The organism is uncultured Formosa sp. (assembly GCF_947500765.1).
In the GTDB taxonomy this organism is placed as follows: domain Bacteria; phylum Bacteroidota; class Bacteroidia; order Flavobacteriales; family Flavobacteriaceae; genus Formosa.
In genome coordinates this window covers 56,720-78,468 of the sequence record NZ_CANMTH010000004.1, presented here as the reverse complement: position 1 = coordinate 78,468, position 21,749 = coordinate 56,720, and the positions used below count along the sequence as shown (strand labels likewise).

Sequence of the window (21,749 nt, the reverse complement as noted above, 5' to 3'; positions counted from 1 at the left end):
AGGTTTTAAATTCGAAACCCAAAGGTATAAATTTTACCCATATTGCATAGACTAATCTTTAGCTTTAAGTGCTTTTTTTACGAGCTTAGATTTATAGGTTTCAGGAAAAAGTTCCTCTATAATAAAAACATACTCAGGGTTATAATGCAATCCGTTTTTTAAATGGAAAGAGGCTTTTTCTAGTTCGTTACTTTTAAAGTATAAACCAGCTAATCGGTATTCGATTTCTGCATTTTCAGGATAAAACTCAGCAGCTTGTAAAAGATTGTAGATTGCCGCTTCAGGTTCTCCTATTTTTATTAAAATATCGCAACGTGTTAACCAGGTATTTAATTCATAATTACCTAATTCTATAGCTTTTTTGTAACCACTTTCTGCTTCTTCTAAAAAGTTTAAGCGGTGGTTTATTTGCGCGTACAATTTCCAATATTTTACATTGTCTCCATCAATACTTATTGCTTTATTTACAAAGTATAACGCTTTTTGATAGTTTTTTTGTTTGCTGTAATATTTTGTAATAGCAACCCAACCTTTATCTAATAATGGGTCTTCGTGTACTGTTTGCTTAAAATATTTAATTGCTTGGTTGTTCTTACCTAATTTCTCGTAACAATGTCCAATACGTAATAATGCAAAAGATGTAGGATCGTCTAATGTTAACGATGTTGAATAGCTTTCTATGGCATCTTCAAATCGTTTTAGTTTTTCAAGTACTTTACCTTTTTCAATATAAGCTCCAACAAAAGTATCGTCTGAAATAATAGCAAAATCATAAGCCGATATTGCTTTTTTGTAACGTTTTAATGCAAAATATTGTTTACCTAGTTGGTGCCAAGCGACTTCGCTATATGGATTTTTATCTAAGTAAATATTAAGATATTTAATAGCTTCTTCAAATTGTTCCATAAATTCGAAACAATAAATCATATTATAAAGGGCCGAATAATCTTCAAGATCTTCTTCTAAGCACTTAATGAAACTATCTTTTGCTTCTTCAAATTTATCAAGGAATAAATATTCCATTCCTATTAAGGAGTATAAATCTGCAGTTTCTTCAGATAAATGAAGTGCTTTTTTTAAGACATCAATAGCTTGTTCGTGCAGATCTTTTTTAGATAAAATATTCGCTTTTTGAATATAAATCTCTTCGTTAAGAGGCTCTAAAGTATACAAGTCGTTTAACATTGTATCTGCCTGTTCTAATTTATTTTCGAAGACAAAAACTTCAATTTTAAAAAGTTTTAAATTAGTACATGTAGGATGTTGGTCTAGACCTAATTTTATGGCTTTTTTAGCCAATGCAATTTTTCCTAAATCTAAATAATAATGTATGATATTCTCAAACTCTTCAGAATCAAAAAACAAAACATGATTTGTTTTAAGCATCGATTCAAATTTAGTTAAAGGTAATTCGTTGTTATTAGGACTGAACTCCATAGGCAGCTGTATATGGTTTCTTATACCATTAAATGTAATGCTCAAATTTAAGCATAATTAAAAAAAAAGGTAATTGTTTTCAACAAAGTAATCAACAGTACTTGTGTTTTGTGAAAAATAATGACTTTATGTTATTGATATTTAGTGTTTTATGGTATTTAAAATGTCGATAAGTATCTTGCATCCAGCTTCTATTTCTTTATTAGAAATGGTTAAAGGCGGCGTAATTCGTATAGCTCTAGGTTCAAATAACAACCAAAAAGCGATTAATCCTTGGTTCTGAGCTTCGAGTATAACTTGATTAGTGATGTCTTCGCTTGTAGTTAAGGCTGCAAGCATTAGACCTCGTCCTCGTATTTCTGTAATTAAAGGATGCTGTAATAGGTGTCTAATTAATTGCTCTTTTTCTAAAGCTTCTGCCATTAAATTAGTTTCGGTTATTTCTTTTAAAGTGGCTAGTGCTGCAGCTGCAATTACCGGATGTCCGCCAAAGGTTGTAATGTGCCCCATTTTAGGATCTTCCTTAAGCAGACTCATAAGTTTGGTTGATGCTGTGAATGCTCCAATTGGCATACCGCCACCTAAGCCTTTTCCTGTTACTAATATATCTGGTGTGCAATTGTAATTTTCGAACCCAAAGAGTTTTCCTGTTCTTCCAATTCCAGGTTGTATTTCATCTAAAATTAAAAGTGCTCCTACAGTTTCGCATCTTGCTTTTACTTTAGTTAAATAATCATCTTTTGGTTCTATAAATCCAGCTCCACCTTGTATGGTTTCTAAAATAACAGCAGCAGTTTTAATTGTAATTTCTTTTAAATCAGCTTCGTTATTAAATGTAATTAATTTTGTTCCCGGAACTAAAGGTCTGTAGGCTTGTTTACGATCTTCATAACCCATTACACTCATGGATCCCATAGTGTTTCCATGATAAGCGTGTTTTGCAGCTATAATTTCGCTACGGCCAGTAGCTCGTTTCGCTAATTTAAGAGCTCCTTCAATTGCTTCTGTTCCGGAGTTTACAAGATAGGTTTGCTCTAAAGGTTCTGGTGTGTGTGAGGCAAAAAACTCGGCTAAATCTACAGCTGGTTTTTGTATATATTCCCCATACACCATAACATGCATATATTTGTCTATTTGGTCTTTTATGGCATTTATAACTTTAGGGTGACAATGTCCTAAGCTGCATGCAGACACACCAGCAACAAAATCTAAATATGCTTTATTATTGGTGTCGTATATATAAGACCCTTTTGCATGAGATATTTCCATAGCCAAGGGAAACGGTGATGTTTGTGCTTGATATTTGAAAAATTGGTCTTTCATTATATTAAGGTGCTTTTTCTAAAGTTGCAGGTTTTTTTAAAGGTTGTATTATATCTTGAATAGAATCTTTACTAGGGATATGTCTTGATGCTTTAGAAGGATTTTGAAGATTTTTAGATTTATTACTTTCTTCAGCTTCTTCTGCTCGATTTATTAAATCTTCATCAAAAAATTCTTCTTGAGGAATATAGTCTTCTAAGCCTTTTATTATGGGAAGATTTAGAGGTGGATCGTCTTTAAATAAATCTTCTACACTTTTCGGTCGCTCTTCTTCTCTCCAATCGAAACCTTTCAATTTTGTAGCATTTGCAGGATATTTAGATTTAGGAAATAAGCTTCCGTCTACCTGATTAATCTTTTTTAATTCATTAATTTCATTACCCTCAAAATACATGGAAATGCTAGCCGATTTAGATTTTTCAATCCCGATTAATTCTTGTTCATCGTTTCTAGCATAGTAAATAGATTCTGCATTTCTAATAATATCGACTTGATGTAATTGATTCTTTTCATTAAATAATCCATACAATCGTTGCCCCTTTATTTGATTAAATCCATCTCCAACAGTATCCTTACTTATAATAAAAGCGTTTTCAAATACGATTAACGAATCTAATTTTTCTTCTATAGGATTGGATTTAATATGAATAGTATCACCTGTCATTTGGTTTCCAAAATTCCATAGAATTGGTCGGCGTTTTACAGCAAAATTATCTTTAGGGGATAATCTAGACAAGTTAATAAGTTGCGTTAAACCTGTTTCTTGATTAATATGAATCGAATCTGCTTTTCCGCTCATGTCTGATTTATACATTTTAACATTTCTAAATGCGCGTGTAATTCTATGTTCAGGTTTTCCTGTAACCATAAGTGTATCACTATGAATATATAATGAATCATTTTCTTGTACAGAAATAGCCAAAGCTCTTTTTGTAATAAAAACAGAATCTTTTGCTCTGTACACCTCTGCATAATGTCCTTTTATAAGGCTGTTATTTAAGGTGTCGGTTACTGTAATATTATTGGTTGCAGAGGCAAAATTTTTATTTCTGTCGAAATATAAACTATCGCCTTCAATGGTTCTGTTATCGTAATCTATACGTGAGTTTTTTATAAAATATCCAATGTCTTTTGTGGTGTCGTAAAAACCGCGTTCACAATATATTTTAGAAGAAGATCCTGTAATTGTGCTAGGACCGTACATATATGCTAAAGCATTTTCTGTATAATAATCTAATTGTTCTGTTTCTAGAACATATTGTGGGTTTACAAGTTTAACATCGTTTACGAATTGGTATTTTTTTACATCCATATAATACCGTCCAATTTTACTTGTTATTGTTCCTGAAGAATCACGAACTACAGTTCCTCCGGTTTTATAAAAGGATTGTTGTTTTGCACGATCAAAATACAAGGTGTCTGTTGTTAAGACAGAACTTGGTTCTGTTAATACCACATCTCCGCTTGCAAATGCTAATTTAGTTTTACCGCTATATTCTACATATTTGGCGTCCATGTTAATGGTATCACCTTGTTTCATTTTTACATGACCATATGCTTCTATAAAATCTTCATTACTATAAAAAATAGCTTGATCGCACCACATATTTACTCCTTCGTGTATAATATGTATCTGACCAGAATCGTCTCGTGTTAAGATTTTAGCACCTGGATATTTTTCCTCACTAGAAGTTAGGAACCCAGAATATTCAATTTTAATACGTTTTTGTTGCTGCGCATTTAGTTTTACAAACGAGATAAAAAAGAATATAAAAAATATATAGAGTATTGGAGCTGTTTTCAATTTAAAATATTTGTGGCAAAAATAAGGATATAAATGATTTTCGATAACGATTTGTAAAACATTTAAGATAAAAAAGACCTGTTTAAAATAAATTTAAACAGGTCTTTATAAAGGTTCTAAAACTAAATCTTATCTAAAAATAGTTTCTTTTCTATCTGGACCTACAGAAACAATAGTAATAGGTGTTTCTAAGGCTTTTTCTAAAAATTCGATATAAGTGTTTAATGTTTTTGGAAGTTGAGAGTCTTCAGACATTTTTGTTAAATCTTCGCTCCAACCTTCAAAATCAGTGTAAATAGGCTCTACGTTTTCTGGCTCGATATTGTAAGGGAAATGTTCTATAACTTCGCCTTTATATTTATACGCAGTACACACTTTTAATGTTTTAAAACCAGATAATACATCTGCTTTCATCATCATAAGTTGTGTTACTCCATTTACTTGACAAGCATATTTTAAAGAAACAAGATCTAACCAACCACAACGACGTGCACGTCCTGTTGTTGCTCCAAATTCATGTCCTACTTTAGCCATAGTTGCACCATCCTCGTCGAATAATTCTGTTGGGAATGGTCCTGAACCTACACGAGTTGTGTAAGCTTTGAAAATCCCGAAGACTTCTCCAATTTGATTTGGAGCGACACCTAAACCAGTACAAGCACCAGCAGCAGTAGTGTTACTAGATGTTACGAAAGGATAGGTTCCAAAATCGATATCTAGAAGCGACCCTTGTGCTCCTTCTGCAAGAATAGTTTTTCCTGCTTTTTGTTGTTGGTAAACGTATTCTTCAGAATCGATGAAAGTTAAAGATTTTAAAAGTTTTACCGCTTCAAAAAATTCAGTTTCAAGTTCATCTAAATCATACTGAATTTCAGCATTGTAAAAATCGATCATTGCTTCGTGCTTATCAGCTAAAGCTCTGTAGCGATCTTTCCAATCGATTAATTCTAAATCTCCAACACGTAAACCATTCCGTCCGGTTTTGTCCATATAAGTTGGGCCAATTCCTTTTAATGTAGAACCAATTTTGGCTTTTCCTTTAGAAGCTTCACTTGCAGCATCTAATAAACGGTGTGTTGGTAAGATAATGTGAGCTTTACGAGAGATAAGAAGAGATTTTCTGTAATCTACTTTTTGCTCTTCAAGCTTATCTAATTCTTTTTTAAAAATTACTGGATCAATAACGACGCCATTACCCACTAGATTTTTGGCATCCTCGTGGAAAATTCCAGAAGGAATAGTGTGTAAAACGTGTTTTTTGCCATTGAAGACTAAAGTGTGTCCTGCATTTGGACCTCCTTGAAAACGTGCGATAATGTTGTATTTAGAGGTAAGCACATCAACAATTTTTCCTTTGCCTTCGTCACCCCATTGTAACCCTAGTAGTAAATCTACTGCCATTTTAAAGATATATTATTTGGTTGTTGTTTTTCTGTTGCCATAAAAATATAGCGAATGATTTTTAATTTCGATATCAAAAACCTCTTCAATAGTTTTTTTTATGGATTGAATTCTTGGATCGCAAAATTCGATAACTTCACCGGTATCTGTAAGGATAACGTGATCGTGTTGTTTATCGAAATACGATTTTTCGTAATGTGCTTGATTTTGTCCAAACTGATGTTTTCTTACTAAGCTACAATCTAAAAGAAGCTCAATAGTATTGTAAAGGGTAGCACGACTAACACGATATTTTTTATTTTTCATGTTAAGATATAGAGATTCTATATCGAAGTGCACTTCACTATCGTATATTTCTTGAAGTATAGCATAACGTTCCGGTGTTTTTCGGTGCCCGTTATCTTCTAAGAATTTGGTGAAGACATTCTTTACAATGTCCTGATTTTTTGTATCTGATTTTAAACTCATAATTTCAACCGCAAATTTACGTATATTTTTAGACTCTAGACACTTTATCTATACCATTAATTTTTTTAAGATTCGTAACTAATTTATTCAGCATTGAATTATTCTTAACAATTACATTCAATTTACCTGAGAATAAGCCATCATTTGTTTTAAAACTTAGACTTTTAATATTCACATGCATGTTCGAAGAAATGATTTTAGTGATTTCGTTAACGATACCAATATTGTCTATTCCTGATAAAATTATTTGCGCAGAATATGCTTGCTGAGACGAATCTATCCATTTGGCTTGAATTATTCTATATGCGTAATTAGATTGTAAAGATACAGCATTCGGACAGTTTTTCTTGTGTACTTTTATACCTTCATTTACAGAAATAAATCCAAATACTTGGTCTCCTGGAATGGGGTTACAACAGTTAGAAAGTTTATAATCTAATTTTTCTTCTTCGTCTCCAAAAACAAGTAAATCGTATTTTGAAATAACTTCGTCTTTCTCAAGGTCTTCTTTAGATACATTTGCGCGTCGTGTAATTTTATTTTTAAAGAAACTTACAAGTGCATTGCTTCTAGAAGATGCATACGATTTTAACATGGTATTGTCTATGGCTCCTAAACCAATACGATAAAATAAATCTAAACTGGTTTTAAGTTTAAAGAAATGAACCAATTCGTTAACCGATTTTTCGTTGAGTTCAATTTTAAGTTGTTTTAATTTACGTCTTAAAATTTCTTTACCGTCTTCTCCAATTAATTTTTTATCTTCTTTTAATGCCGATTTAATCTTACCTCTTGCTTTTGCAGTAGTGGCATAATCTAACCAGTTTGCATTTGGTTTAGAATTGTCTGAAGTTAAAATATCGACTTGATCACCACTGTTTAGTTTATAACTAAGTGGTACTAATTTTCCGTTTACTTTGGCTCCACGAGTTCGCATACCAACTTCGGTATGTATATTGAATGCAAAATCTAAAGGTGTTGCATCTTTTGGCAACGATTTTAAATCTCCTTTAGGTGTAAAAACAAATATTTCTTTAGAATATAGATTCAGTTTAAATTGTTCTACAAAATCTACAGCATTAGTTTCGTTACTTTCTAGTGCTTCTTGTAGTTTTGCGACCCAAGTATCTAAACTATCTTCTTTATTAGTTCCTTGTTTATATTTGTAATGAGCCGCATAACCTTTTTCTGCGATTTCGTTCATGCGCTCACTTCTAATTTGAACTTCTACCCAACGTCCTTTTGGTCCCATTACAGTAATATGGAGTGCTTCGTAACCGGTAGATTTAGGTGAAGAAATCCAGTCGCGTAATCGGATAGGGTTTGGACGAAAATGATCTGTAACGATTGAATAAATTTTCCAAGCTAGGAATTTCTCATTAGCAGTATCACTTTTATAAATTATTCTAACAGCGAACTTATCGTATACCTCATCGAAAGACACGCCTTGCTTCATCATTTTTCTACGGATAGAAAAAATAGATTTCGGACGCCCTTTAATCGTGTAATGTAAGCCTTCTCTATCTAATGATTTTTGAATCAGTTCGTTAAACTCTCTTATGTATTCGTCTTGTTCTTCTTTACTTTCTTTTATTTTGTTTAGAATATCAAAATAAACTTCGGGTTCGGTGTATTTTAAACCTAAATCTTCTAATTCTGTTTTAATATTATAGAGTCCAATACGGTGTGCTAAAGGTGCATAAATATATAGTGTCTCGCTCGCAATTTTAATTTGCTTGTCGGGCCGCATAGAGTCCATCGTTTGCATATTGTGCAAACGGTCTGCAATTTTTATAATGATAACACGTACGTCGTCATTTAAAGTAAGCAACATTTTTCTGAAATTCTCTGCTTGCAACGATACGTCTTCCATATCTTTTTGCATGGAAGATATTTTTGTTAAGCCATCTACAATACGTGCAACGGTTTTCCCAAAAAGGTTTTCAATGTCTTCTATGCTGTAATTGGGATTGTCTTCTACAACATCGTGTAAAAGTGCAGCTGCAATACAGGTTGCATCTAACCCAATTTCTTTTGCTACAAGTCGGGCAACAGCAATAGGGTGAAAAATATAAGCTTCGCCAGATTTTCTACGTTGATCACTATGGGCCTCAACAGCGACGTCGAACGCTTTTCGAATTAGTTTTTTATCATCATCACTAAGGGTACGGTAACTAACTTTTAAAAGGTCTTTATAAGCTCTTGCAATAGCTGTATTTTCTTGTTCTATTTCGTCATCTGTCATATACTAAAAGTAGTATAAAGAATATTAATTTACAACAGTTTTATGTTTTTTCGATAGAAGCGTTTTGTGTTGTATTTATCAGGAAGTTAAAGATTTTATTACCATTTTCATTCCTGTAGAAGCCTTTTCTTTTATGGTTTTAACATGTTTGTCATGGATAGTAGCAGGATTAGGATCTATATAATATATTGGAGTTCCTGGTTTAACAAAATCTTTTAAGCCCGCAGCAGGATACACTTGCATAGAAGTTCCTATAATAATTAAAATATCTGCAGTTTTACAAACTTCAACAGCTAAATCTATCATAGGTACAGCTTCTCCAAACCATACAATATGTGGTCTAATTTGATGTCCTTTTGCGCACAAATCACCAAGTTTCATGTCTTTATCCCAAGGTATAATTTCATTGTTTTCTATACTTCTGGCTTTCAGTAATTCTCCGTGTAAGTGAATTACGTTTGTACTTCCTGCTCGTTCATGTAAATCGTCTACATTTTGAGTAATAATGGTCACTTTGTAATCTTTTTCTAAACTCGCCAAGTCGTAATGGGCACTATTTGGTTTTACTTGTAGCAGTTGTTTCCTACGTTCATTATAAAAATTTAATACTAATTCGGGATTTTTTGCAAACCCTTCAGGTGTTGCAACTTCCATAACATCATGGCCTTCCCATAAACCATCTGCGTCTCTAAAGGTCTTTAAACCACTCTCGGCACTAACTCCAGCACCACTTAGTACAACTATATGTTTCATAATCTAAAAATAAGAAATCATTTTTATAAATTCGAAGATTTATAAACTTGAATTTATAGTAATGATCGATTTACAACTTCTAGAGCATTTAGAGTCTATTATCACGCCAGAGCGCAAAGCCCGTTTTGATACTGTGTTACCACAACGGACTAAACATTTTACGGTAGCAACAGAAGATGTCTATCAATTACACAATACTAGTGCTGTTATTAGAAGTTGCGATGTTTTTGGCATTCAGGAAGTTAATATTGTAGAAGAACGCAATTCTAAACAAATAGATCGAGAGATTGCAATGGGGGCGCAAAAATGGGTCGATTTAAATAGATATAATCACGTTAAAGATTGTATTACAGATTTAAAACAGAAAGGCTATCAGATTGTGGCTACGACTCCGCATCAAAACGATTGTGAACTACATAATTTTGATGTTACTAAACCTGCTTGTTTTTTCTTTGGAAGAGAAACAGAGGGTTTGTCTCAAACTGTAATAGATGAAGCCGATTCTTTTTTAAAAATCCCAATGGTTGGTTTTACAGAGAGTTTGAATATTTCGGTTTCAGCAGCAATTATCTTACAGCATGTAACAACTAAATTAAAACAGACTGATATTGATTGGAGACTTTCTGAAGACGAGCAATTAGAAAAGCGTATGGATTGGATAAAGAAAACAATTAAAAGTTATGATGAGATTGTTGAACATTTTTATAAGAATGTGAGTAAATAATTAATTACTATTATGGTTCGATTTTTGATAAACACTAAGAATAAAACCTTTATTAGCCTTTAGGCTACTATAATTTAACACTTTATACTTTATAACTAACTATTATGTTAAATACTAAATTATCAATTTTTATAACAGGTATTTTACTTGTTTGTTCAATGTCTACTTACGCTCAATTAGTGAGTACAAATACAGAATTAGCAACAGCTATATCTAATGCCTCAGCAGGGACAACTATTACACTTGCTAATGCAACATGGAAAGATGTGCATTTAAATATTAATAAAACTGGAACTGAAGAATCTCCTGTAACTATTCAAGCAGAAACGCCTGGATTAGTGTTTTTTGAAGGAAATTCTTATGTTGAAATGGGAGGAGAGTATATTGTTTTTAAAGATGTAGTATTTCAAAATCCTTCAAATCTTGATACAGATAACCCTGTTGTAGAATTTAAGTCGTCTAATGATTGTAATCATTGTACCGTAACCAATATAAAAATAGATAATTATAATGGGACGCAGGCACAAGAGGAAGATACTTTTAAATGGATTTTGTTAAGAGGAACACATAATGAGGTGAGTTACTCGTCGTTTATTGGAAAACATGGCGTTGGAAGCATAATTAACGATAACAGAAGTTCTACAGCTGCTAATTATCATAAAATTCATCATAACTATTTTGCAGACCGCACACCTGTGGGTGAGATTAATGATTTAAACGATCAAGATGCCATTAGACTTGGAAGTAGTTCTACATCTTTATCAGATTCTTATACCGAAGTTTACAATAACTATTTCTATAATTTTAGTGGAGAAATTGAAGTGATTTCAAACAAAAGCGGAAAGAATAAATACTATAATAATACATTCGATGATTATCAAGGAGCTTTAACTTTGCGTCATGGTAATGGTTGCGAAGTGTATAATAATTTCTTTTTTGCAAATAAAAATGAATTTACTGGAGGGATTCGTGTAATGGGAGAAAATCACCTGATTTACAATAATTATATTGAAGGGATTAACTCTAAAAAACCGGACGGGTCTACTTCTGGAGGAACTGGTGGAATTAACGTATCTAACGGGAAACCAAATAGTGCTTTAAATGAATATTATCAGGTTAAAAACGTAAGCATTGTAAACAATACATTAGTAAATTGTGATTATGGGTTAAGAATTGGAACTAAAATTAAAAGTACTAATACGCTTGCTCCAGAAAACTTAGTTGTAGCGAATAATGTGATTTATGAAAACACAACCAAAGCCATTCAGCTAACAACAGATCCTATTGGCGATTTATCAAAAATTGAAGGTAATATCAAACAAAATGGGGCTTGGGATATAACTACAGATACAGATTTTAATATAAATGTAAGTTCAGGTTTGTTAGCTTCTAATACCGGTTTTTATAGAGTTGTTTCAGGAAGTGCAGCTGTAGATTCAGGAGTAGGATTGTATTCTTTTTTAACATCAGATATTTTAGAAGGTGAAAGACAAGATGCTTTTGATGCAGGTGCAGAAGAATTAAATGCAGGAGGAACTATGTTTCCTTATAGTCAATCTGATGTAGGCATTACCGTTGGGTTCGGATCTAATATAACCTTAGGAATTGGAAATGTTATAAAATTAGAACAGAACCTTAAAATCTATCCTATACCATCTAATGGTGCTGTTTTAAATATTTCGTTAGATAATCGACCTTTAGGTAATGTAGAAATATCAGATATGTCTGGGCGACTAATTATTAAAGAAAATTTTAATTTGTCTAAAGCTGTAATAGATATTCAAAATCTTAAAGCAGGAACTTATATTGTGAAAGTTCAAGATGTTTCTAAAAAAATAGTGATAAGATAAGGTGAATTATTTTTCTATTATAATTAATCTATGTTAGATGCTCTTAGTTTTAAGAGCATCTTTTTTTATAATATGTCAATTACTACGTTTGTAATGTAAGCTAGAAAAAAAAGTATAAAAAAACAGACTAAGAAAGAAATGTCCTAGTCTGATTTTAGTTGATTAATAGCACTTTTATATTGTTTGAAACAATATTATTGGTTTATTATAAAACGTTTAGAATATTTAAAATATCTTATTGTCTTATAAGTTATTGCTAAATTATAGATTTTATTAAAACCTCACAATGCGTAGGTTTACGTAGTTTTAAATATGATGTTTTGATAGTCAGCAAATGAGATACCAATGTTTTTTTTGAAAAGGGCTTCAAGATTGATACCTGAACATTGATAATGTATCTTTAGTTCAGGTAAGGATATGCTTTTGTTTTGACTATGCAAATGAATCAAAATATTATCAAGTATAGTTGGTGTTATCGTTTTAAATTTAACAGAAGATAAACTAGACAAAAAATCTTTTGGTTTTTTAGAAGTTGCTTTAATTTTATATTTCATCAAATAACCAACATAAGTAGGTCTGCATTTTACTATGTAATATATACTATACGTATCTGAATTTAATATTAAAGGTGTAATAAATGGTTTGTAGTATAGTGTAGTGCCTGTTTTTTCTAACTTAAAAATAATATAGCTATAGCCATCGGGTTGTATTTTATAAGTTTCTTTATTGTGTAACTCAATAGAAAAAACGTTTAAAATCCAATAGTTATTCGGTGTAAAGAAGGAATGAATACTAATGATGGTAATTTATATTTAATGCGTGTCAAAGTTATTAATTATACGATTAAAATAATATACGTAAGACTACGTATTAAAGGTGTTTGGATGGTTTTTTAACCAGATAAAGAGTGCATTTTGGTTCGTGGTATCTATTTCTAACTTTTTAATTATATTACTTCTGTGTTTTTCTACTGTACGTTTAGAAATAAATAACTCTTCAGCTATTTGTGTGCTAGTTAGGTTTTTGTCTAAATATTTTAAAATTTTTAGTTCAGTCGCACTCAGTTTATTTAAGTTCGTGTCTAGATTGGTTTTAAAATGTGTATTGTTTTTTAATTTTTCACCTATATAATTTGTGTTATTTTTTAGGCTTTCTAGGCATGATTCTAATTCTTCTAAAGCGCTATCTTTTGTAATGTAACCATGAATGGTTTCTCCAATTTGTTTTAAAATAGCTTCTTGTTTGTGTAAGGTTAAAATAACAACTTTAGTTGCAAGGTTCTTACGTTTTATTTCTTGCGCAATTTCTAGACCGTTTAGTTTTGGCATGTCAAAATCTAGAATAGCAATATCCGGTTTAAGTTCTACTATTTTATTATAAGCACTATTACCATCGGTTGCCGTATCAATAACTTTAAACCATTTTTTTTCTAAAAATTCTTTAGTACCGTTTAATAATAAAGGATGGTCGTCTGCAAGAATAATAGTAGTTGACATGGTTTAATTTTTTTGAATTTTAATTTGAATGGTTGTGCCTTTTTCTTTTACTGAATTAATACTTAGTTGTGCACCAATAAGTTGAGCGCGTTCTTTTATGGTTTTCATTCCCAAACTATTAAGTAATTCAGTGTTTTGTGTGACATCAAAACCAATACCATTATCTTTTATTTCGAAAAGGACTGCTTCTTTTAAATTTTCTATGCGTATTGCGCAGGCTTTTGCTTCAGAGTGTTTTTCAACATTATTTAAACATTCTTGAATCATACGATAAATAAAAATTTCTTTATCTTTTGAAATATCTAAGATTTCAACCTCAATATCTTCAGAATAAAATATCTTTGAATTAATCTGAAAATTTTCTATCGTATTTTTTATCGATTTTATTAATCCTAGCTTTTCAAACTGAAAGGGATGTAATTGTTGTGATATATTTCTAACTTCATCTATAGCGTGATCAACCAGAGCGGTGTCTGTATTGTTTTCACTTTCTAAGAAAATTTTATTCTTGATAAGTAACAAACTCTGACCAATACTATCATGTAGTTCACTCGAAATACGTTTGCGTTCGGCTTCTACACTATGAATTAAATCTTCTGCAAATATTTTTTGAAGTTCAACATTTTTTTGTGAATATTTACGAGAACGCCATAAATAAATGATTGAAAATAAAGCAATAAGAATAATTATACTTAGCCACATTAATTGTGCTTTACGAGTGTGTTGTTCGTCTAACAATTTTATCTCACTGTTCTGATCCTTTATTTTTTGGTCGCGTTTATTGGTTTCGTAAAGCGTTTGGTAATAGCTTAAAGCATTATTTTTCTGAACAGATTTTAAGGAATCTTCAATCTTCTTAGACGCTTTTAAATGTGTGTAAGCACCTTCATATAAATTTAATTTTTCGTAAACTTTAGCTAATAATGTCTCTGCATCTTCTATGCTTTCAATATTATTGGATTTTTTTACAAGGTCTAGATATTGTAAATTCCATTGTAATGCAGTATTGTAATCTTTTTCAGCATACGCTAAATGACTGCATGCTCTATAGTAGTAATTTTCATAAATACCTTCAATGTTTCTTTGGTCTTGTTTTAACATTTTTAAATACGACTTAGCCTTGGCTATGCTATCGTTTTCAGCATAAGCAATAACTAAAACGTTTAAAAGTATAGGATTAAAAAATTCGTAGTTATCCGATTTTTTATTTACGGTAACGGCTTTATATAAATTTTCTATACGCTCTTTTTGTAGATTTTGTTTTTTATAATCTGAAGCCGTATTAACGTATAAAGAAACAAGTAATCCATAATTTTTAGTCAATTCGGCTAGCGCTATGGCTTGATCGCGTTCTTCTTTTGCTTCTTTTAAAAAACCATTAGTACTGTATAAAATAGATAAGGCATTTTTAGAGGCAATAATATTAAAGGTGTCCTTCGCTGTAACAAAAATATTGGAGGCCTTTTGCAAGTGTTGCGATGCTTTAGGAAACTGACCTTCGTCCATAAAAGCGTAACCTTGGTTTAAGATAGCAAAGGCTTTAAGGCGTTCGTTTCCGGCCTTTTCTGCATATGTTATTGCCTTATCGTAATAAGACATGGCTGTGTCTATTTCTTTTGCAAAATAAAAACTATCTCCAGCATCTATATATATACCAGCCACATTTCTGTCTGTGATATGGTCTTTTACAGCCTTAAAATATTTATTGAAAACGATAATTCCTGTTTCAGGTTCTCCTAAAACATTATTGTAATAATTTATAAGATTTTGAGTCGTGTTGGAGGCTAGATTAAAGGAGTCTAATTCAATAGCATAATCTATAGTCACTCGAGCGATGGAGTCGAAGCCCAGTTCTGTTTTCTGAAAAACAAGTTCGGTTAAACTATCAAGTAGTTTTAGTTTTTCTACTTTATTGTTCTCAGATTTTATTTGCACTTTCAACGCATCAACGTCAAGTTGATGCGTTGTGTTTTGTGCAAGTATAATTGTGTTAGTCAGTAATATAAAGACTAGTACTATATATTTCATTCACTCCGTTTATAAAAACGAATGTAATGAAATTTATTGTTTATTCCCGTCAATCCATTTTTTAGCATTTTCAAATGCTTCTAACCAAGGAGAAACCTCGTCGGTTCTGCCTGCAGGATAGTTTGCCCAGTTCCATTGAAATGTAGAACGTTCTATATGTGGCATAGTTACTAAATGTCTTCCTGAAGCGTCACACATCATGGCCGTATTAAAGTCCGAGCCATTAGGATTTGCAGGATAACTTTCGTAACCGTATTTCGCTACAATGTTGTATTGGCTTTCTTCTTTAGGAAGGTTAAATTTTCCTTCTCCGTGAGAAATCCAAACACCAAGTGTGCTTCCTTCTAAACTCGATAACATTACAGAATTGTTTTTCTGAATTTTCACTGAAGTAAATGAACTCTCGTGTTTATGCGAGTCGTTATGTAACATTTTCCCGTGAACGTCGTGTTCTGGATTAATCAATTCTAATTCCATCCAAAGTTGACATCCATTACAGATTCCAACAGAAAGCGTATCGTCTCTTTTAAAGAAGTTTTCTAATGCCGTTTTGGCTTTTTCATTATACATAAAAGCACCAGCCCAACCTTTAGCAGAACCTAAAACATCTGAGTTTGAGAATCCACCAACGGCACCAATAAACTGAATATCTTCAAGTGTTTCACGACCAGAAATTAAATCGGTCATGTGTACATCTTTCACATCAAAACCAGCTAAATACATGGCATTTGCCATTTCACGTTCAGAATTACTTCCCTTTTCACGAATAATAGCAGCCTTTGGTTTTGGCTGACTAGTATCTATTGTAGGACGCTTCCCTGTGAAATGTTTTGGGAATGTATATTGTAATGGCTGATTTTTATAATTTGCATAACGCGCATCAGCAACATTGTTTTTGGTTTGTTTTTGGTCTAATAAATAAGATGTTTTGTACCATACATCTCTTAATTCGGCAACATCAAAAGCGAATACATCTTCGTTGTTTTTAATGTTTATTTTACCAGACGCATTAGCTGTTCCAATTTTAAATACTTCAATATTGTTTTCAGCTAAAATAGATTCTACTGAAGCATCTGCTTGAAAAACAAGTCCTGCATTTTCAGAGAATAATATCTTAAGTGAATCTTCTTCATTTAAAGCTGTGAAATCATAATCGGCTCCTAAGTTTACATCAGCAAAACACAATTCTAATAGAGTTGTGATTAACCCACCTGAAGCAACATCGTGTCCAGCTTCAATTTTATCCGCTTTAATTAAGTCCTGAATCGCATTAAACGCATTCTTAACAAAGTCTGTATTCTTAACATCTGGGGTATCGTTTCCAATAGCGTTTAATGCTTGGAAGAATGAACTACCACCTAATTTAAAGTCATCTTGAGAGATGTTGATGTAGTAAATATTTCCGCCATCAGCTTTTAAAAGCGGTTCAACAACTTTAGAAATTTCATTACAGTTTCCAGCAGCAGAAATAATTACCGTTCCAGGAGCAATAACCTCTTCGTTAGGATATTTTTGCTTCATAGACAATGAATCTTTTCCTGTCGGTACGTTAATTCCTAAGTCGATTGCAAATTCTGAAACGGCTTGCACAGCTTTGTATAATCTCGCGTCTTCACCTTCATTTTTACAAGGCCACATCCAGTTTGCAGATAACGATACACTTTTTAAATTATCTTTTAAAGGTGCCCAAACAATATTGGTAAGCGATTCTGTAATGGCATTTCTACTACCGGCATCTGGCTGTATTAAAGCCGAAATAGGCGCGTGCCCAATAGAGGTTGCGATACCTTCTTTTCCGTTAAAATCTAGTGCCATAACACCAACGTTGTTTAACGGAATTTGTAATGGGCCAACACATTGTTGTTTGGCTACTTTACCACCAACACATCTATCTACTTTGTTAGTTAACCAATCTTTACAAGCTACAGCTTCTAACTGCAACACTTGCTCTAAATAAATTTTTAAGTTTTTAGATTTGTAACGCGGATTTTTATATTTTCTGACAATGGTATTGTCGGTCATTATGGTTTTAGGCGAACTTCCAAACATATCTTCTAATGCTAAATCCATTGGCTTTTCACCAGTTGTTTTAGACTCGAAAGTAAAGCGGTCGTTTCCGGTAACTTCTCCAACATCGTAAATCGGAGAACGTTCTCGATCTGCAATTTTATGTAAAGTTTCTAAATGTTTTTCAGCAATAACTAATCCCATACGTTCTTGAGATTCGTTACCAATAATTTCTTTAGCCGATAGGGTAGGGTCTCCAACAGGTAAACTGTCTAAATTGATTTTCCCTCCTGTATCTTCTACCAATTCTGAAAGACAATTTAAATGTCCTCCAGCTCCATGATCGTGAATAGATACAATAAAGTTTTCGTCACTTTCTACCATACCACGTACAGCGTTAGCAGCACGTTTTTGCATTTCTGGATTAGACCGTTGTACCGCATTTAACTCGATACCCGATTCGAATTCTCCAGTATCTGCAGAAGATACTGCAGCACCACCCATTCCAATACGGTAGTTTTCTCCACCAAGAATAACAATTTTATCGCCTTCTTTTGGTGTGTCTTTTAAGGCTTGGTCTGCTTTACCGTAACCAATACCTCCAGCTTGCATAATGACTTTATCAAAACCTAATTTTCTAGGGTTTGCAGTACTAGATGATGCATTCTCATTGTGTTCGAATGTAAGTACAGAACCTGTAATTAACGGTTGTCCGAATTTGTTTCCAAAGTCGGATGCACCATTACTGGCTTTTATTAAAATATCCATTGGTGTTTGGTATAACCAGGGACGTGCTTGTGTTTTTTGTTCCCACGGACGGTTTTCTTCTAAACGCGAATACGACGTCATGTAAACTGCTGTTCCTGCTAGAGGTAAAGAGCCTTTTCCTCCTGCAAGTCTATCGCGAATCTCTCCTCCAGAACCAGTTGCAGCACCATTAAAAGGCTCTACTGTGGTTGGGAAGTTGTGAGTTTCTGCTTTTAATGAAATTACAGATTCGTAATTTTTTGTTTCGTAAAAATCAGGTTTGTCTGCTGTTTTAGGCGCAAATTGCTCTACAACTGGACCTTTTACAAACGCGACATTATCTTTATAAGCTGAAACAATATCGTTAGGATTTTTGTTTGATGTTTCACGAATCATTTTAAATAATGACACCTCTTTTTCTTCACAATCGATAACAAATGTTCCGTTGAAAATTTTATGACGACAGTGCTCTGAATTGACTTGCGAAAATCCGAAGACTTCAGAATCTGTTAACGGACGCCCAATTTTCTTAGCAACACCTTCTAGATACGTCACTTCTTCATCACTTAAAGACAACCCTTCTTGTGCATTGTAAGCGGCAATGTCTTCAATATTTAAAACCGGTTCTGGTTTAATATCAATTGTAAATGAGTCTTGATTTAATTCGTTGAATTTTTGAGAAATCATCGGATCGAAATCTGAAAAATCTTCAGCGACAGCTTCAAATTCTTCAATTCTAATAATGTCTGTGATACCCATATTTTGAGTAATTTCAACAGCATTTGTACTCCAAGGCGTAATCATAGCGGCACGAGGACCAACAAAAAAAGCATCGATTGATGCTTGTTCTAACTTAGGCTGGTTGCCAAAAAGCCACGATAATTTTGAAATAGTTTCAGTCGATAATTCTTTAACTGTTTGTACAGCAAATAATTTGCCGTTTACGTTTCCAAAGAAATGAATCATATAATGAGGTTTGTATTATTTTTTTAAGAAAGGACAAAATTAGTGTTTTTTAGCGATATTTTTTCAAAAAATCATGCAGTCTTTTTTTTCGGTAGTTACAGCCTTTTACCCATAAAAAAAGCGACCAATTTGGTCGCTTTTATATGAGCTATAATAAGGTTTAGTTTTTAATTAACTTCTTACTAATTGTAGCGTTGTCTTGTGTCATTCTTAAAATATAAACACCAGATTGTAAGTTTTTAGTATCAATACTAGTGTTAGCTTGTATAGTTTTAGAAATAACAAGTTTTCCTAACATATTATAAATACTAATCTGAGTTGCTTCTCCGTTTGGTAATGCAATGTTTAAAGTGGAATTTACTGGGTTAGGGTATACTTTAATGCTTGATAAAGCATCTTCTTCAATACTTAAAGCAGCATCGTAACACGTCCATTTTAAATCATCAATCATTACACGATCTGAAGAAGAAGATATGTTATTTAAAGTTACTGATACATTACCTGAAACATTGATGTTTTCAATGGTTGTAATTTGTTCTTCTTCACCGTAAGGGATTTGTCCAACGACAGTACCGTTAACAACTAAGTCGAATGTTCCAGAACCACCACTAAATGTACGTAAAGTTGTTACTGTTAACGAACCAATACCTCCAGAGGTTTCTGGAGCTGTTAAAACACCATTTCTAATCGTGATAACTTTGCTAGAATTGTTACTTAAGTCTATTCTTGCGCCAGTTGCATTCCATTCTAATCCGTTATCTCCTGTCCACGTTCTATCTCCGTATTGGCTATCGTTTAAATCTTGAGTAGATGTTAAGTTAGTAAACGTTTCTTCTGTACAGTAATCAGAATTTGTGTTTTCATAACAAGTCCAAGCTAAATTGTCTATTGCCACACGATCTGAACTTGTAGCTTTGTTATTAAATATAATAGTAACATCACCTGCAATATTAATATCTTCGATAGTTGTTGTTTCTGCAAATTCAGTATAAGGAATTTGTCCAACTACAGTACCGTTAACAACTAAATCGAAAGTTCCGGAACCGCCACCAAATACACGTAGTGTTGTTACTGTTAATGAACCTATACCACCAGAAGTTTCAGCAGCAGTTAAAATACCGTCTCTAATACAAATTGCTTTAGTATCATCTATAGTTTGGTCTATTCTAGTGTCTGTAGCAGACCACGTTAAACCATTGTCTCCTGTCCAAGTTACTTCATCATAGTACGTATTAGCATCTCCAGTAATATTTTCAAAACTTTCAGAAGTACAGTATTCAAAAACAACCGCTTCAGACGTTGTTACAGATACAGATGATGTTGTTGCAGATACGTTTGCTGCTGCATCTTCTGCAGAGATAGAAAATGCATAGGTGGTGTTAGCAGATAAATCTGAAATTGTAATAGTATTCGTATATGCTTTTGTTAAGAATGTACCATCTACATAAACATTATAAGACGCTACAGCAATATTATCTGTAGAGGCTGTCCATGTTAAAGTTACACCAGCTTCAGTAACATCGCTATATGCTAAATCTGTAGGCATTGTTGGTGCTTCTGTATCAGTAACAGCAGTGTTTCCATCCCATAAATTTTGTGCATCTTCTCCTCCCCAAATAGCAGTTGCTAAATATGGGTTATCAATAAAAGGATTTCTGTTTCCTTGTGCATACGTGTTATCTGTGTTTCCGTGGTAGGTGTTTCTTTGTTTTTCGAAGTCTGAAACAGGATCTTCTATGTTCCATTCTAAGAACAAATCAATCATGTCGTCAGGTGTACTAGCAGAACTTCCAAAACCTACGTTTGAAGGTAAGCATTGTTCACCATATCTAATATACATGTACATAATAATACGTGCGCAATCTCCTTTCCATTCATCTCCAGGATACCAACCATCTGTGGTTGCAAAAGATGTTCCTGTACCATCAGCAAACTTTAAATTTCCACGGTCAGAATTTCTTCCAATATCACTAGGACGTAGCATTTGTGCGTCAGATCCAGGACCTTCAGTACCTAAATTAGGAGTTCCTAAAGATTTAGCATAAATGTGTTCACGATTCCATTGCCCTGTGTTTCCTCCGTTATTTGTTTTAGATCGACTTCTATCTGTAGATGTACTTCCATCCGTATCGTCATAACCATACACTAAGAGTACGTTATCACTATTGTCAGGATCAACATCTGTAACTTTTAAAGCTTCCCAAACACCAGGAGTATACGTTAATTTATTAACGTGTTTTGCAATTGTTACAGCACTTAAGTCTGCTTTAAGATCGACTCCTGTTTTAGTGAAATTAACCGTGTTGTAATACGATTGTAAATCATCTGGAGGAGTTAGTTGAGCAAAGCCCAATGCGGTTATAAAAAGTAAAGAAAAAGTAATGTAAAAGTGTTTCATAAATAAGTGTTTAAAGTTAAATTAATTTGATTTTTGGCTCAATTTACAAAATAAAAAAGCTAGTAAAGAAAAATCTCTACTAGCTCGTAATAATTGTTTGAA

13 protein-coding genes are annotated in these 21,749 nt (G+C 32.8%); 2 read left to right on the top strand and 11 right to left on the bottom strand.

Annotated elements, in window-relative coordinates:
• Positions 1-51: 51 nt before the first annotated feature.
• The 7 genes from Q1B05_RS09220 to Q1B05_RS09190 all read right to left on the bottom strand — a co-directional run bounded on the left by Q1B05_RS09220 (position 52) and on the right by Q1B05_RS09190 (position 9,431).
• A complete protein-coding gene (locus Q1B05_RS09220) occupies positions 52-1,437 on the bottom strand; it encodes a tetratricopeptide repeat protein (RefSeq protein WP_299779891.1) in 1,386 nt (461 codons plus the stop codon).
• Positions 1,438-1,578: 141 nt separating this feature from the next.
• Positions 1,579-2,760: an aspartate aminotransferase family protein gene (locus Q1B05_RS09215; RefSeq protein WP_299779889.1), complete on the bottom strand. Its 1,182-nt coding sequence runs from the start codon at positions 2,758-2,760 to the stop codon at positions 1,579-1,581.
• A gap of 4 nt (positions 2,761-2,764) precedes the next feature.
• Complete coding sequence (locus tag Q1B05_RS09210; protein ID WP_299779887.1) at positions 2,765-4,564, bottom strand: OstA-like protein; 1,800 nt, start codon at positions 4,562-4,564, stop codon at positions 2,765-2,767.
• A 129-nt stretch (positions 4,565-4,693) separates the two neighbouring features.
• Positions 4,694-5,965 (bottom strand): adenylosuccinate synthase, encoded by a 1,272-nt coding sequence (locus Q1B05_RS09205; RefSeq protein ID WP_299779885.1) that lies wholly within the window; start codon positions 5,963-5,965, stop codon positions 4,694-4,696.
• A gap of 12 nt (positions 5,966-5,977) precedes the next feature.
• The gene (locus Q1B05_RS09200; RefSeq protein WP_299779883.1) at positions 5,978-6,433 is read right to left on the bottom strand and encodes a Fur family transcriptional regulator; all 456 of its coding nucleotides are present in this window, start codon (positions 6,431-6,433) and stop codon (positions 5,978-5,980) included.
• Between the two features lie 28 nt (positions 6,434-6,461).
• Positions 6,462-8,678, bottom strand: a complete 2,217-nt coding sequence (locus tag Q1B05_RS09195; RefSeq protein WP_299779881.1) for a RelA/SpoT family protein — start codon at positions 8,676-8,678, stop codon at positions 6,462-6,464.
• 78 nt (positions 8,679-8,756) lie between these two features.
• Complete coding sequence (locus tag Q1B05_RS09190) at positions 8,757-9,431, bottom strand: NAD-dependent deacylase (protein WP_299779879.1); 675 nt, start codon at positions 9,429-9,431, stop codon at positions 8,757-8,759.
• 61 nt (positions 9,432-9,492) lie between these two features.
• Between Q1B05_RS09190 and Q1B05_RS09185 the strand changes: the two genes are divergently transcribed.
• Positions 9,493-10,155: an RNA methyltransferase gene (locus tag Q1B05_RS09185; protein WP_299779877.1), complete on the top strand. Its 663-nt coding sequence runs from the start codon at positions 9,493-9,495 to the stop codon at positions 10,153-10,155.
• A gap of 104 nt (positions 10,156-10,259) precedes the next feature.
• Entirely contained in the window at positions 10,260-12,005 is a 1,746-nt protein-coding gene (locus Q1B05_RS09180; RefSeq protein ID WP_299779875.1) for a chondroitinase-B domain-containing protein, read from the top strand.
• A gap of 863 nt (positions 12,006-12,868) precedes the next feature.
• On the opposite strand, the gene Q1B05_RS09175 is transcribed toward Q1B05_RS09180, so the two are convergent.
• The 4 genes from Q1B05_RS09175 to Q1B05_RS09160 all read right to left on the bottom strand — a co-directional run bounded on the left by Q1B05_RS09175 (position 12,869) and on the right by Q1B05_RS09160 (position 21,647).
• Positions 12,869-13,501, bottom strand: coding sequence for a response regulator transcription factor (locus Q1B05_RS09175; RefSeq protein ID WP_299779873.1), 633 nt, complete (start codon positions 13,499-13,501; stop codon positions 12,869-12,871).
• 3 nt (positions 13,502-13,504) lie between these two features.
• A complete protein-coding gene (locus Q1B05_RS09170; protein WP_299779872.1) occupies positions 13,505-15,529 on the bottom strand; it encodes a sensor histidine kinase in 2,025 nt (674 codons plus the stop codon).
• A gap of 33 nt (positions 15,530-15,562) precedes the next feature.
• Positions 15,563-19,249, bottom strand: a complete 3,687-nt coding sequence (purL, locus tag Q1B05_RS09165) for a phosphoribosylformylglycinamidine synthase (RefSeq protein WP_299779870.1) — start codon at positions 19,247-19,249, stop codon at positions 15,563-15,565.
• Between the two features lie 160 nt (positions 19,250-19,409).
• On the bottom strand, positions 19,410-21,647 hold the full coding sequence (locus Q1B05_RS09160) for an endonuclease (protein WP_299779868.1): 2,238 nt from the start codon (positions 21,645-21,647) through the stop codon (positions 19,410-19,412).
• Between the last annotated feature and the right edge of the window lie 102 nt (positions 21,648-21,749).

Bases quoted from the DNA above. Each gene is read 5' to 3' on its own strand.
- Q1B05_RS09220 (WP_299779891.1), bottom strand. From the start codon at position 1,437: ATGGAGTTCAGTCCTAATAACAACGAATTACCTTTAACTAAATTTGAA.
- Q1B05_RS09215 (WP_299779889.1), bottom strand. From the start codon at position 2,760: ATGAAAGACCAATTTTTCAAATATCAAGCACAAACATCACCGTTTCCC.
- Q1B05_RS09205 (WP_299779885.1), bottom strand. From the start codon at position 5,965: ATGGCAGTAGATTTACTACTAGGGTTACAATGGGGTGACGAAGGCAAA.
- Q1B05_RS09200 (WP_299779883.1), bottom strand. From the start codon at position 6,433: ATGAGTTTAAAATCAGATACAAAAAATCAGGACATTGTAAAGAATGTC.
- Q1B05_RS09195 (WP_299779881.1), bottom strand. From the start codon at position 8,678: ATGACAGATGACGAAATAGAACAAGAAAATACAGCTATTGCAAGAGCT.
- Q1B05_RS09190 (WP_299779879.1), bottom strand. From the start codon at position 9,431: ATGAAACATATAGTTGTACTAAGTGGTGCTGGAGTTAGTGCCGAGAGT.
- Q1B05_RS09185 (WP_299779877.1), top strand. From the start codon at position 9,493: ATGATCGATTTACAACTTCTAGAGCATTTAGAGTCTATTATCACGCCA.
- Q1B05_RS09180 (WP_299779875.1), top strand. From the start codon at position 10,260: ATGTTAAATACTAAATTATCAATTTTTATAACAGGTATTTTACTTGTT.
- Q1B05_RS09175 (WP_299779873.1), bottom strand. From the start codon at position 13,501: ATGTCAACTACTATTATTCTTGCAGACGACCATCCTTTATTATTAAAC.
- Q1B05_RS09170 (WP_299779872.1), bottom strand. From the start codon at position 15,529: ATGAAATATATAGTACTAGTCTTTATATTACTGACTAACACAATTATA.
- purL (WP_299779870.1), bottom strand. From the start codon at position 19,249: ATGATTCATTTCTTTGGAAACGTAAACGGCAAATTATTTGCTGTACAA.
- Q1B05_RS09160 (WP_299779868.1), bottom strand. From the start codon at position 21,647: ATGAAACACTTTTACATTACTTTTTCTTTACTTTTTATAACCGCATTG.